Annotated in this window: 8 protein-coding genes; 2 read left to right on the forward strand and 6 right to left on the reverse strand. The window is 67.1% G+C overall.

From position 1 onward, the window contains the following. Positions 1-8: 8 nt before the first annotated feature. The 4 genes from ACWGSK_RS19710 to ACWGSK_RS19725 form a co-directional block, all read right to left on the reverse strand. Entirely contained in the window at positions 9-1,301 is a 1,293-nt protein-coding gene (locus tag ACWGSK_RS19710; protein WP_452456390.1) for a 4-hydroxy-3-methylbut-2-enyl diphosphate reductase, read from the reverse strand. Between the two features lie 28 nt (positions 1,302-1,329). Then, the gene (locus ACWGSK_RS19715) at positions 1,330-2,367 is read right to left on the reverse strand and encodes a family 2 encapsulin nanocompartment cargo protein polyprenyl transferase (RefSeq protein WP_358515494.1); all 1,038 of its coding nucleotides are present in this window, start codon (positions 2,365-2,367) and stop codon (positions 1,330-1,332) included. A gap of 11 nt (positions 2,368-2,378) precedes the next feature. Continuing rightward, a complete protein-coding gene (locus ACWGSK_RS19720; RefSeq protein ID WP_452456391.1) occupies positions 2,379-3,779 on the reverse strand; it encodes a family 2B encapsulin nanocompartment shell protein in 1,401 nt (466 codons plus the stop codon). 495 nt (positions 3,780-4,274) lie between these two features. Next, positions 4,275-5,171: an FkbM family methyltransferase gene (locus ACWGSK_RS19725; protein ID WP_358515499.1), complete on the reverse strand. Its 897-nt coding sequence runs from the start codon at positions 5,169-5,171 to the stop codon at positions 4,275-4,277. 509 nt (positions 5,172-5,680) lie between these two features. Here ACWGSK_RS19725 and ACWGSK_RS19730 point away from each other — a divergent pair. Beyond that, positions 5,681-8,041 carry a penicillin acylase family protein gene (locus ACWGSK_RS19730; protein ID WP_358515502.1) on the forward strand — a complete coding sequence of 787 codons (2,361 nt, stop codon included), beginning with the start codon at positions 5,681-5,683 and terminating at the stop codon, positions 8,039-8,041. 464 nt (positions 8,042-8,505) lie between these two features. Beyond that, complete coding sequence (locus ACWGSK_RS19735) at positions 8,506-11,337, forward strand: helix-turn-helix transcriptional regulator (protein ID WP_358515504.1); 2,832 nt, start codon at positions 8,506-8,508, stop codon at positions 11,335-11,337. Here the strand turns inward: ACWGSK_RS19735 and ACWGSK_RS19740 are convergent. Further along, positions 11,262-12,023, reverse strand: a complete 762-nt coding sequence (locus ACWGSK_RS19740) for a thioesterase II family protein (protein WP_358515506.1) — start codon at positions 12,021-12,023, stop codon at positions 11,262-11,264. The genes ACWGSK_RS19735 and ACWGSK_RS19740 overlap by 76 nt on opposite strands. Beyond that, positions 12,020-14,521: a type I polyketide synthase gene (locus tag ACWGSK_RS19745; protein ID WP_358515509.1), complete on the reverse strand. Its 2,502-nt coding sequence runs from the start codon at positions 14,519-14,521 to the stop codon at positions 12,020-12,022. Before ACWGSK_RS19745 ends, ACWGSK_RS19740 begins: the two co-directional genes overlap by 4 nt. Between the last annotated feature and the right edge of the window lie 111 nt (positions 14,522-14,632).

Consider the following 14,632-nt stretch of genomic DNA (forward strand, 5'->3'; position numbering starts at 1 on the left):
GGTCGGGCTCAGGGTGTGCGGACGGAGAGAGGCAGGGTGAAGCGCACCGTCTCGCGGGTGGTCTCGTGTTCGGAGACGCCGACGGGGCCCAGCCCGCTCAGAGCGCCGACGACCGCCTCCACCAGGTGGTGGGGCGCCGAGGCACCGGCGGTGAGACCGATCGTGGTCACTCCGGCGAGCCAGTCGGGGCGGATGTCCGCGGCGTCGTCGATGAGGTGGGCCGGGGTTCCGACCCGCTCGGACAGCTCCACCAGCCGTAGGGAATTGGAGGAGTTGGTCGAACCCACGACGAGGACGAGGTCGGCGTCTCGGGCGATCGCCCTCAACGCCTCCTGTCGGTTGGTGGTGGCGTAACAGATGTCGTCGGAGCCGAGGCCGCGCAGCATGGGGAATCGGGTGCGCAGGGCGTCGATCACCTCGGCGGTCTCGTCCGCGGCCAGAGTGGTCTGGGTGAGGTAGGAGACCTTGTCGGGGTCGGCCACCTCCAGACGGGCGACGTCCGCGGGGGTCTCGACCAGCATGATCCGGTCCGGGGCCTCGCCCATGGTCCCTTCGACCTCTTCGTGCCCGGCGTGCCCCACCAGCACGATGGTGTCGCCGCGATCGGCGAAGCGGCGGGCCTCGTGGTGCACCTTGCCCACCAGCGGGCAGGTCGCGTCGATCACGTCCAGTCCTCGACGCTCCGCCTCGGTATGGACCGCCGGGGAGACCCCGTGCGCGGAGAACACGACCGTGGCACCGTCGGGTACGGCGTCGAGTTCCTCCACGAACACCACCCCCTTCTCCTCCAGTTCGGCGACCACGTGGCGGTTGTGCACGATCTGTTTACGGACGTGGATCGGGCCGCCCCGCTGTTCCAGCGCCCGCTCCACGATCTCGACGGCGCGGTCCACGCCCGCGCAGAACGAACGCGGCGCGGCGAGCAGGACCTCGCGGGGGCGGGCGACCGCCAGCCACGCGTGCAGGGCCGCTCGGGCCGAGTCCGGGCCCCGGTCGCCACGCGCCGCAGCCGCTCCCAGACCCACCACACCCGGGTCCGTCGATCCGTCGGTGGCCCGAAGGAACGCCGCCGAGCCGAGGGCCGCCCGCTCCGGACCGGCCCGCCACGGCCCTGTCCGGAGCGGGCCGCGCACGGTGCGCGCGCCCCGTCGCCGGATCTCACCATCGAGCAGGACGGCGGCGGGGCAGGGGACACTCGGCAGTCCTTGGCGCCGCAGCTCGTCGGCGACCATAACCGTGTCCGGCTCCAACCGTTCGACGGTGTGCGCACTGGTCGTACGGGGCGATTTCGTAGTGGACATCCTGCTCTTCCTGTCGATGGGCGCTGTGTCAGTGAGCGCGGCGCGTGGCGAAACGGGCGAGGGCCCCGAGCTCCTCGGCGGGCCGTCGGACCAGGCCCGCGTCCCGAAGCTCACCCATCGCACGATCCATCAGTTCGTCGGCCTGGCGGCGGCTCCACTCACGCCCCCCGGCGGCCTCCACCAACTCCGCGGCCCGAGCGAGTTCGACGTCGGAGAGCTCCCGCTCCCGGAAGTAGAGCCCGGCCAGCTCCCGCCCCGCGGAGGTGCCCGACGTCAGGGCCGCCACCACGGGCAGGGACTTCTTACGGCTACGCAGATCCGAGTGGATCGACTTGCCGGTGGTCTCCGGACTCCCCCAGATGCCGAGGAGGTCGTCGACGTGTTGGAAGGCCGTCCCGAAGGCCAGGCCGAGGCGGCGCAACGGCTCCGCCTTGTCGGGTGCGCCACCGAAGACGGCGCCCAACGCGCAGGCGCAGCCGAGCAGCGCCCCGGTCTTGAGTTCGGCCATCCGGACGCATTCGGCGAGGCCGACGTCGTCGCGGGTCTCGAAGTCCAGGTCCGCGACCTGGCCATTGATCAGGTCCAGGACGGCGGCGCTGAGCATCCGCACCCCGTCCTGGGCCGCCGGGTGACCGCCGGCGGCGAGAACGTCCAAGGCCAAGGTCTGGAGGGCGTCCCCGGCCAGGATCGTGGGATTGGCCCCGAACACGGTCCAGGCCGCGGGGCGGTGCCGGCGTGTGGTGTCGCCGTCCATGATGTCGTCGTGCAGGAGGGAGAAGTTGTGGACCAACTCCACGGCCACCGCGGCGGACACCCCCGACTCGGAAGACCCGCCCACCGCCTCCGCGGCCAGCAGGGACAGCGTGGGTCGGATCGCCTTCCCCGAGTCGTCGTCGCTCGGCACGCCGTTCTCATCGCGCCAACCGAAGTGGTAGCCGACGATGCGGCGGATGGCGGAGGGCAGACCGTCGACGGCGGTGCGCAGGGCGGGATCGATCAGCTCACGGCTGCGAGCCAGGACCTCATGTGGTCGGTGACCTTCCGTGGTGTCCTCGATGGTGGTCATGGGTGTGCTCCTCATCGTGTGATGTCGACGTTCTCCAGGACCCCCAGCGCGTCCGGCACCAGGACGGCGGCGGAGTGGTAGGTGCTGACGAGGTAGGAGACGACCGCCCGGTCGTCGACCCCCATGTACCGGACGTTGAGGCCGGGTTCGTACTCATCGGGCAGACCGGTCCGGCGCAGGCCGACGACGCCTTGGGCGTCCTTGCCGGTACGCATGGCCAGGATGGACGTGGTCCGGTGCTCGGAGACGGGGATCTTGTCGCAGGGCAGGAGGGGCACGTTCCGCCAGGCCATCACCGGGTGCCCCTCGACCTCGGTGGAGTCCGGGTACAGGCCGCGACGGTTGCACTCGCGGCCGAACGCCGCGATGGCGCGCGGGTGGGCCAGGAGGAACCTGGTCTTCCGGCGGCGGGAGATCAGTTCGTCGAGGTCGTCGGGGGTGGGCGGGCCCCCTCGGGTGTGGATGCGTTGTCGCAGTGCGGCGTTGTGCAGCAGGCCGAAGTCGCGGTTGTTGATCAGCTCGTGTTCTTGCCGCTCGCGCAACGCCTCGATGGTGAGCCGGAGCTGCTGCTCCATCTGATCCATCGGGTCGTTGTAGAGGTCGGCCACCCGACTGTGCACCCGCAGTACCGTCTGCGCCACGCTCAGCTCGTACTCACGGGGTTCACGCTCATAGTCCACGAACGTGCCCGGCAGCTCCGGTTCACCGTCGTGGCCCGAGGCCAGACCGATCTCCGCCTCACCCTCCGGGTTGCTCGGGCCCAGGCCCTCGGCCCGGGTGCGAGCGTGCTCCCGCAGTGCCTGGGAGAAACCGTTCATCTCGCCCAGGGCACGCCGAGGCAGGGTGAGCACCGTGCAGCGGGTGACCGCCTTCGCGGTGAAGTCCCACGTGCGTTCGTCGCCGATGAAGACGTCGTCGCCGAAGTAACCACCACCGGCCAGTACGTCCAACACGATGTCGTCGCCGTACTTGCCCCGACCGATCCGGTTCACCTTGCCGTGCGCCAGGACGTACACCCCGTCCATGGGCCGTCCCGCCTCGACGATCAGGTCACCGGGCGCGAACTCTCGCTGTTCGAAGCGTCCGGCCAACGCCTCCAACACCGCGTCGTCACCGAACCCGCGCAGCGCGGGCAACTCCCGCAGCTCCGCCGGCACCACACTCACCTCGGCACCGGTGTTCACACAGGTCACGTGCCCATCACCGACCGTGTAGGTCAGCCGACGGTTCACCCGGTACACACCACCGCGCGCCTGCACCCACGGGAGCATCCGCAGCAGCCAGCGCGACGTCACACCCTGCATCTGCGGGGCGGACTTCGTGGTCGTCGCCAGGTTTCGTGCCGCCGACGTCCCCAGACTCGACTGCTGGTCCTCCAAGGCCAAGGGACTCGATTCGACCGTTTCAGTCACAGAACACCACCATTTCCAGACGGAATCATCACAGGCGCGTCCGGGGCGACGAAAGGTCCGATTCGCCGAACCGCACAACGACCGGGACCAACAACACCACAGGCGCCACAGGGGCGCAGCGGAAATGGAAATATTCCATAAGACACTGGAATCATGACATTCAGAAAGGCGCACCCGCGACACCTCGCGCCACACCCTCAACAAGGTCGAACACGCTGATCACCTGGCGCGAAGCATTATCACGAACCATGACATAACCCACCGAATCACAGTGACCGAAAAACCCCAAAAGAAATAAATGCCACGATCTTCTGCACCCCCTTTATCCAGAGAACACACACCATTCCCCTTTTCGGGTCAACCAGAAAATCTTCGAGAGCATACCTAAAAGGCACCGCACCGACGAAGAACCGGAGGCCTTTCAAGCGACCGGACAGGTCACCGACGTCCAGGGGGTCGAGCGCTCCTCGAACGGCCCTGTTCGCAGGACCTTTCTCATGCCCTGAGCACCGACGTCGGCACGCAGGTCTCCAGGGCACGGCGCCAGGCACGGGTGTCCGCCCAGAAGGCGTCCGACGGTGTTTCGGGGGCGAAGAGCCACATACGCTGGTCGGCCTCTGCGATCCGGCCATCGATCACACCACGGACCGGTGGGGGCACCTCGTCCCCGAGTTGGTACCAGCCGTAGTCGAGGGGGCGCAGCAGCCTCATGAGTCGTTTCTCGACACCGCGCCCCGGCAATACCTCGCAGAGGATCCAGGGACGAAAGGCACGCAGTGCCTCGATACCGCCCGCGATGACCTCGGGTTCGGTGGTCTCGGTGTCGATCTTGACCACGGCCGGGACGGTACCGGTGCGCTCACACCAGCGGGACACCGTGTCCACCCGCACCTCGATCCGTTCGGCCGCGGTACGGAACCCCGCCGCCAGTGAGTTCGAGGCGTCCGAGGTGGAGGAGAGAGTGAAGGAGGCCCGCCCGAGCCGGTCGCCCAGCGCGCACTCCACCACCATGACCGGAAGGCCGTTGGTCTTGGCCAGTTCCCGCGCGGTGGCCGCGACCCGCGGAGTGGGTTCGAAGGCGTGCACCGCGCGCGTGCCGCGCGCGGCCGCGAGCAGGCCGTACACGCCCACGTTCGCGCCGATGTCGAGGACCGCGCCCGGGCCGGCGTGATCCAGGGCGGCGAGGAAACAGGCCAGGGTCTCGGGTTCGAACCCGGCCAGTCCCTCCCGTTCGAGTTCGCGCGGGACCCAGAGTCCGCCCGGCACGGTGAAGGAGAGCGTCTCCGGATCCGCGTCGGTGTCGCCCTCACGGATGGGGAGCGCCAGCTCGAAACGGCGTTCTTCCCTGAAGGACTCGATCCCGCCGAAACCCCGTGGGAGTCCAACGCGCACGCTTCGCACCGTCTCCCGTAGCGCCGGGTGGCGTCGCACGAAGTCACGAATCCGGTTCACGAGCACAGGACCTCCCGAAGCCTGGGTCTCTCGACCACGGGGGATGTACGCGGTGCCGTGCGGTCTCCGCGGGCCCCACTATGCCTCCGCGCGGCTCCGATCGGCACCCATGACACGAGGTTTTCGCGCACCGCTCACCGTCACGTCGTTGCACATCCGTATCCGCCGCTCGGCCATTCACAAAGAGAAGGATTCGGAGATCGGGGGTCGCACCACCCCTATTGGTATCAACAAAAAGACTGGGGGCAGACAGGGGTACCCCTTATTGCACCAAATGGGAAATACTGCCTTTCGGCAAGGGTTCGGGCTCGGCTGACCACCGGACTCGGTACCGCGGCCGAGACCCCCTCGCGCCCCGCTCCGGGTTCACCGAGACGCTCTCGCCGAAGATCGGCCGGCTCCCCGATCGCATCGCGTCCCCCGCACCGTGAGCTTCCGAAAGGCCGTACATGAGCAATATCGAGAAACCCGCTTGGGCACTGCTCGCTTCCGCCACCTTGACTTTCGCGCTCATCACCGCGGACGCGTCGGCGCAGCCCACGGAACAGCGAACGTACGAGCTTCCCGGACTCACGGACGATGTGCGCATCGCGGTCGACTCCTCGGGGGTTCCGCACATCTACGCGGACAGCACCGCCGACCTCTTCTTCGCCCAGGGCCTGAACGCCGCCCGGGACCGGCTCTTCCAGCTCGACCTCCAGCGGAGGCAGGGGTTGGGGGAGCTTTCCGAGGCCTTCGGAGCGGAATACCTGGAACACGACAAAGCCGCCAGGACCTTCATGTTCCGCGGAGATATGGACGTGGAATGGGAGAGTTACGGCCCCGGTGCGCGCGAGGCCGCCGAACGATTCACGGAAGGTGTCAACGCCTACGTGGGGCTGATCGAGGAGTACCCCGAGAAGGCGCCCCCCGAGTTCCAGGAACTCGGTTACTCACCGGCCTTGTGGGAACCCGAGGACATCGTCCGCATCCGGAGCAACAGCCTCGGAAGTAATTTCACCAGTGAGGTCACCCGTTCACTGTTCGCATGCGCCCAGGACCTCGATTTCGGAGAGGTCGTGACCGGCTCGGAACCCGAGCACGAGGTCACGATCCCCGACGGGCTGGACCCGTGCTCGGTCTCCCCCGAGGTCCTGACACCGTTCATTCTCGCGGTGAGCCCGGTCTCCCTCGGAGAGGAGGGGGCACCGGCCTTCGACGTCGAGGACGAAACGCTGCGACGCATGCTCGAAGCCGAGGGAAGCAACAGCTGGACCATCGCCCCGGAGCGTACGTCCACCGGCCGACCCATCCTCGCCGGCGACCCGCACCGGTCCGTCCAGGCTCCGTCCCTTCGGTACGCCGTTCATCTATCGGGACCGGAGTTCGACGTGATCGGCGCGGGCGAGCCGTTCCTGCCCGGCGTCTCCATGGGCCACAACGGGACCGCGGCGTTCGGCCTCACCTTTCTCAACGCCGACCAGCAGGATCTCTACGTCTACGACCTCGATCCGGAGGATTCCTCCCGTTACCGTTACGGTGACGGCTGGGAGACCATGACCACGGTCACCGAGGAGATCCCCACCGGCGACGGCGCTTCCGAACGGGTGGACCTGCGGTTCACCCGACACGGACCGGTCCTGCACCTCGACGAGGAGAGCGGAACGGCACTGGCTCTGCGCAGCACGTGGTCGGAACCGGGGACCGCGGCCTACTTCCACGGCATGCGGTTGCTCGGCACGGAGGACTTCGACGACTTCGAGGATGCCTTGTCCTCGTGGGCCGGTCCGCCGGTGAACTACACGTACGCCGACACCGACGGCGACATCGGCTGGGCGACCGCGGGTCTGATCCCCCGACGCGACGGCTACGACGGGCTCCTCCCCGTCCCCGGAGACGGCGGTTACGAATGGGACGGTTTCCTCGATCCCGATGACCTGCCGTCGAGCCTCAACCCGGAGGAAGGTTTCCTGTCCACGGCGAACGAACGCAACGTTCCCCTGGATCTGGGCATCGGGTACGAGTGGGACCCGGGCTACCGGCAGGAACGCATCGTGGAGGAGCTGGAGGATCGGACCTCCACGACCCTCACCGACTCAATGGCCCTGCAGAACGACCACCTGGACACCTCCGCACGGGACGTCCTGCCCCTGCTCGACGGTCTGGAGGCCGAGGGGGACGTCGGGGAGGCTCTCAGGGTCCTCCGGGAATGGGACCACGTCGCTTCCACCGATTCGGCGGGCGCGGCCCTGTACCAGACCTGGGTGAGTCGACACCTGGGGCCGACCTTCTACCGCGAGATCTCCCCCGTGCTGGGAGAAACCCTCACCTCGACCATGAATTCGGGCGCGCTCTACCATGCGCTCCAGGAACCCGAGCGGTGGCTCGGCGATGGGGCGAAGGACGAGCTGGACCGGATCCTGACGGACTCCCTGGGCGAGGCCTTCGCCGATGTGAGCTCCTCCTTGGGAACGAACCCCGACCAATGGAGGTGGGGCTCGTTGCACAACACGAGCTTCGCCCACCCCTGGAACCCACCGATCGGTCCGTTCGAGCGGGCGGGGGCCGAACACACCGTCGACAGCTCCACCTTCGACGCGGCCGATCACTCCCAGTTGTCGGGGGCCTCGTTCAGGATGGTGCTCGACGTCGGGGAGTGGGACTCATCGGTCATGGTGAACGCCCCGGGGCAGTCCGGTGACACGCGCAGCCCCCACTACCGTGACCAGGTCGACGACCTGCTCGACGGTTCCTATTCTCCGCTCCTGTACACCGAGGGCGCGGTGGACGAGGACACGGTGCTGGAGATCATCCTCCGTTCCGACGGCTGAGGGAGCGCCCACCGGGGGCGCCGGTCCGGGTCGACGCCCGGTCCGGCGCCCTCGGTGTATGCGCGTCACGGGGCCCGGGTCGGACACGGCGTCGCCTCCCACCCACATACGAGCGATCTCGAAGAATTCTCAACTTTCACCGAGTAAATAGCCACTCAAGCATCTCGTTAATTGTTGAACCATAAACGACCACTCTTCGAAATTGCTCAACTACACCCCGAACTCGAACTCAAACCTTAAGTGAATTTAAGGCTGGTTCTCGAACTTCACCGCCGCCACCACTGGATATTAGCGGAAGCAACATTTACGATCCCAAGACAGCAGCCCCCGCACACGAGGGCCCTAGCCAGCCAAGGGACCTCAAGAGAAACTGATACCCGGTGCCAAAATTACCCTGAGCCACCACTGACCCAGAAGCCCAGCACACAAGGAAATCCCACTCAACATACCCTTAAGGAAAACCCGTGAAGCCAGCGAATATTGCCGAACGCGAACAAGCGAAAGAAACCTTGGAATTCGCCTTGACCGAAGCCAAGGCGGGAAGATCTTCGTTTTTCATAATCGAAGGCGGAACCGGAACAGGGAAAACAGAACTCGTTCGCTTCGCCTCCGACTTGGCAACCTGCGCTCACATGCCCCACCTCTGGGCGACCAACTCGACGATCAACGCGGCAGCACCGTTCGGGGTGATACAGCAACTTCTCCTGCGCCCCTTCGCCGATGACCGGATCGACCCCGAGACGAGGGAAGAACTCACCTCGGTGGGGGACGCGATCGCGTCGGTCACCCACCAGGACCCGGACTGCTCCCAGCTTCCCTCCTCCCTCGGTGAACGGCTCAGGCAGGCCCTCACCAAAGCGGCGCACGTCTCACCGTTCCTGGTGACGGTCGAGGACATCCACAACGCCGACCCGGCCTCGCTGAAGTTGCTCCAACGAATCATCTGCGAATGGCGCGGTGGCGGCCTGGTCGTGCTGCTCAGCCAGTCTCACCACTTTCCACCGGTGGACCCCCTGTTCCACGTCGAGACGATCCGCTCGCCGTTGTACCGACGGATCCACACCCGACCCCTGTCCAAGAACGGCGTCCGCCAGACCCTCGTCGACCATCTCGGCGGGACCATCACCGACCGGTTGGCCACCGAGTACACCGAAGCGACCGGAGGCAACCCGCTGTTGCTGCGTTGCCTCATCGAAGACGCCAAGAACTCCGGCGAGGGGACCGAGCTCTTGCCCGGCCGCGAGTACCGGCAGTCGGTCCTGGCCTGTCTGCGCACGTGCGACCCGCACACGGCCCGGGTCGCGGAGGCCGCGGCGGTCCTCTCCACCTCGGCAAGGCTCAGGTCGGCGGCCCCACTACTGCTGAGATACATGTTCACGGAGGGGCAGAGCAGCACGGAAATGGCGCTGAGCGCCCTCCAGGAAATGGGGATCCTCGACGATCGTTGCCACTTCCGGTTGCCCACGGCCATGAACACGGTTCTCGACGGCGTGGCACCCGAGCGTTACCGCGGCCTCAGGATCCGTGCCGTTCACACCATGCACCTGAGCGGCTCCAACAAGGAGCACCCCTCGGTGGTCAACAAGATCCTCGGGCAGTCCACGACGGGCTCCTGGACCGTGGAACTGCTCAAGGACGCCGCGACCGAGGACCTGGCACAGAACGAGACCAGCAGTGCCATCGCGCACCTGGAACTGGCTTTGGAGTCCTGCGATGACAGGGCGGAGAAGTCCAGGATCACCATGGCTCTCACCCAGGCGAGGTGGCGGATCGATCCGTTGACCGCGACCCAGCACCTGAACTGCCTGATCGACTCCTTCTACGAGGGCATCCTCCGTGTCACCGATTCGGTGGAGCTCATGCAGGCGCTGATCTGGCACGGCAGGGGCCGGGAGGTCCTGAAGATGATCCAGCACCTTCTCCGCACCGGGGAATACCGTCGGCGGCTGGAGTTCCTCTCCAAGTGCCGGCCACTGCTCAACCTCCAACCCTCCCTCCAAGAAGTACTGGAGGCCGAGGGGGCCGACGACACCTCCCTGTACGAAGCCGTCTCGACCAGCCGGCTCTCCCGAGCGGACTCCGTGCTGAACAGCCTGTTCACCGGAGACTCGCTGGAAGAGGCCGTCAACACCGCCGAACAATTCCTGCGGACCTCCCATCTGGCCGACTCCACGTTCATGACCACCGAGGCGGCCCTTCTCGTCCTCGTCTACTCCGGAAGTCTCACGAACGCCCGCCATGCCTGCGAGGTGTTGCTCGCCCAGGCCGCCGACCGCGACGTCCCCCTCTGGAACGCGGTGTTCTCCGCACACCGCGGTGAGATCGCCCTGCGCCAGGGCGACCCGGTCACGGCGGAGTCCCTTGCCCGTGAGGCCCTGAACACGCTGCCCTCCCGCAGCTGGGGGGTGGCCATCGGAGCGCCTCTGGGCACCCTTCTCCTGAGCACCACCCGACTCGGCAGACTCGACGAGGCCACGGCCCTCCTCCAGTACGAACCGCCCGAAGCCATGTACTCGAGCAGGTACGGCCTGGGTTACCTCATCGCGCGAGGCAGGTATCACCTGGCCTCCGGGAGCGCCTCCGTCGCCCTGACCGACTTCAAGCACTGTGAACGACTGATCCGTCAGTGGGGCCTGGACTTCCCCGGGTTCCACGACTGGCGTTCGGCGACCGCGGAGGCGCTCATCGACCTGGGTCGACCGGACGAGGCGAGGGCCTACCTCGACGAACAACGTGAACTGCTCTGTCAGAAGGACCACAGGGGCAGGGCCGAGGCTTTGTTGTTGTGGTCCCGTACCGAACCCGTCCAGAACCGTCCGGTGTTGCTCAACCAGGCGATCGATCTGTTCCGCGTGGCCAATGACGACCTCGCCCTGGGCCGGGCCCTGCTCGAACTCGGACACACCTTCGAGTCCCTCGGCGAGGTCAAGAAGGCCCAGCGGCTCAAGGAACGAGCCGACCGCCTCATAGCGAAGGTCCGCTCCAACGCGGCACCGGTCGACCACCCGGGACCCCACGAGCCCGTTCCCGCCGCATGTCTGACCAAGTCGGAGCGCAGGGTGGCCGAGCTCGCGGCGCAGGGGCAGAGCAACCGAGAGATCTCCCGGAACCTGTTCATCACCATCAGCACCGTCGAGCAGCACCTCACGCAGGTCTACAGGAAGCTGAACGTGAAGAACCGGCTGGCCCTCCCTTCCGTGATCGCCGAGACCGCGCCCGTTCACACCTCCGCGGTCCCCGACCCGTCCATAGACCCGAGTCGGGTCCTGAATTCCTCGGCCGTCAACGCCGGGTGATCGGTCGGATAGAAATGCCCACCCGGCATGTGGACCAACTCGAAACCGGATTCCGTTAGCTCGCGCCAACCCAAGAGGTCGGCCTCCCTCACACGGCTGTCGTCGTCACCCACGAAGCCGACGACAGGACAGGCCAGTGGGGGGCCGGAAGTGTAGACGTAGGTTTCGGCCGCCTTGTAATCCCCCCGGATCGCGGGCATCAAGGTGTCCAGAAGTTCTTTGTCGTCCAACAATGAGGTGTCGGTCCCGCTCAAACGACGCAGTTCGGCGATGATCCCTTCGTCGTCCAACAGATGGATGTCGTGGGTACGGTGATCACTCGGCGCACACCTCGCCGACGCCCAGAGCGCGGCGGGACCGACGCCCGCCTGCTCCAACCGCCGTGCGACCTCGAAGGCCACGGTGGCCCCGAGACTGTGGCCGAAGAACACGGTGGGCTTCGCATCCCTCGGGTGGAGCTCTTCGACCAGCTCCTTGGCCAGGAGCTCGACGTTCTCACGCACCGGCTCCCGGCGACGGTCCTGGCGCCCCGGGTACTGCACGACGAACACCTCCACTTCGGGGGCGAGCAGTCGGGACAACGTGAAGAAGTAACTGGCGGATCCCCCCGCGTGGGGGAAGATCACCATTCGGACGGGGGCCTCGGGGGCGGGGTGGAACCCCCGTAGCCACAAATCGGCTCTCATTCGCACTCCTTGCTGATCCAGTCGTCGATGGCGAGGGCGGTCTCCGCCGAGTACTCCTCCATGATCGAGAAGTGGGTTCCACGGACGTCGACCACCTCGTGGGGGTGCTCCCACGTGGAGTGCCAGTTCTCTCCGTGGTTCCTCTCCGCCTCCGGGGTGAGCGGTTCCGAAGCCCTGACGAGCAGCGTCGGACACTTCGTGGGTTCCGCTCCCCACGACCCGAACATCTTCAGGTACCAGCCCATGGCCGTGAGGCGGTCCTCGGAGAGGGAGACGAAGACCCCCTCCCGATCGTGCATTCCGTCCATGAGGGCCAAGCCGAACTTGGCGAGGATGTCGTTCTGCGGGGTGTAGGTGTCGACCAGGACGACTCCCGCGACCCGAGACCCGGTCCGTTCCAGGTAGGCCGCCACGGAGTTCGCGAACCAGCCACCCGCGGACGAACCCAGGAGGATCGGTGGTCGGCCCTTGGCGTCGCTTCGGACGGCTTCACCGAGCAGTTCGATCACCGCGGAGATCTCCTCGGGAAGGGATTCCCCGTCCTCGAAACCAGGGCAGGGGAACGCCATGAAGTCACGCGATCCGCGAAGCCCCGCGGCGAACCTGGCGTAGCCCTGGATACCGGCCAGGGCCAGGCAGGAGGAGAATCCGTACACGGGGGCACGGTCACCCGGCCCTTGAGCGAGCGGTACGGGCCGTGTCTTCGGGCCGTCCTCGGCACCGGAGAACGAGTCGCGCAAGGCGGCGGCCGCGTGCAGGAACTCGAAGGCCTTCTCCCACTTGCCGACCTTGGTCGCCTCGGCGTAGAGCGATATGACGGTGGACGACCCGTCGTCACCGCCGCTTCGACCGGGTCGACGTTCATCGGACTCGGCGGTGACGCGCCCCAGCAGGTCTTCGGACAGTTCCAGCGGTGTGCCGTGGTCGAAGACCAGTGTGGACGGAAGCCGGAGCCCCAACACCTGTTGGAGACGGTTGCGCAGGTCCACCGCGGACAACGAGTCGAAGCCGGCGTCCACCAGGGAGTACTCCGGTGAGACGTCCTCCGGCAGGTGTCCGAGCACCGCGGCCACCTGGGAACGGACCAGTGAGAGCAGCGCGGATCGTCGCGCTTCTTCGTCCATGGACGCCAACCGGGTCGGGAAGTCCGTTTCCCTTCCCTCGTCGACGCTGTTGTCGACCACCCGCATCGGCGGTCGCACCATGCCCCGCAGCAGCCGGGGAACCGACGGGGATTCGTGGTTCTCCCTCACCGAGCGAAAATCCACGCGAAGCGGAACGGTCAGGGGACGAAGCGAGCGAAGAGCGGTGTCGAACAGCCTCAGGCCCTCCTCCACGGAGAGCGCGACCAGCCCGGTGCGCGAGGTCAGTTCCTCACCGTCCGCGTTCGTGTTCGCGGCCATACCGTCGCCCTCCCACGGCCCCCAGGCCAGGGAGAAGGCGGGTGTGCCCTCGGCTCGAATCCGCACGGCCAACGCGTCCAACGCGGAGTTGGCGGCCGCGTAGTTGGACTGGCCCGCACCCCCGAAGATCCCCGCCGCGGAGGAGAAACAGACGAACGCGTCCAGGTTCGAGTCGCGGGTGAGCTCCCACAGGTACAGAGCACCCAGTGCTTTGGGACGCAGAACCCCTTCGAGCCGTTCGGGGGTCAGGGAGGTGATGATGCCGTCGTCCAGCATCCCGGCGAGGTGCACGACGGCACTGATCGGACGGTCCGGGTCGACCGTCGCGATCACCCGGGCGAGGTCCTCCCTGTCACCGACATCGCAGGCCTCCAACCGCACGTCGACCCCGGCTTCGCCCAGCTCTTCGCGCAGCTCCGTGGCTCCCGGCGCCTCAGGCCCCCTCCTGCTGAGCAGGAGGAGGTCGCGCACCTCGTAGGCGTCGGCCAGGTGACGGACCACCGCGCGTCCCAACGCTCCGGTGGCGCCCGTGACCAGCACGGTTCCGCCGGCCCTCGGTTCGGGACCCGTGTCGGCGAGGTCGTCCGGGCCCTCCAGACGTTCCAGCACCGGACGCAGGGGGGTGCCCGAGCGCAGGGCAACGGTGGGCTCCTCGCTCGATCCGACGGACGTGAGCATGTCGAGGGACTCTTCCGAACCGTCGATGTCCACGAGGGTGAAGGCCCCCGGGTGCTCACTCTGCGCCGAGCGGACCAGGCCGTGGAGCGCGGCTCCGGCGACATCGGTGAGCTCACCGTCACCGGTGTCGACGGCCCCCGAGGTGAGGACGATCAGTCGAGTGCCGAACAGGTGACGAGCCTCCGTCCAGGAACGCACCAGGGAAAGGCCCTCCGTGGTGGTACCGACGACGTCGTCGGTACCGCGACCGGCCAGGGAGCCCTGGGCGACCACGGCCAGGTCCGGTGCGGCACCGCCCGCTCGAAGCGAGTCGTCCAGGGAATCCAGGTCGGCGTGGGCCTCGGTCCGCACTCCCATCCCGGAGAGGGTGTCGGACAGACCCGACTCGTCCGATCCGATGACGGCGACCCTGGACACGGTGTTCTCCGGTGTCTCGGTCGGTGTCCAGGACAAGCCGTACAACGGCCCACCACCCGACACCAACCCACCAGCCGGCCGCAACACCAACTCATCAACCGACAACACCAC

This window comes from Nocardiopsis sp. NPDC055551 (assembly GCF_053619415.1).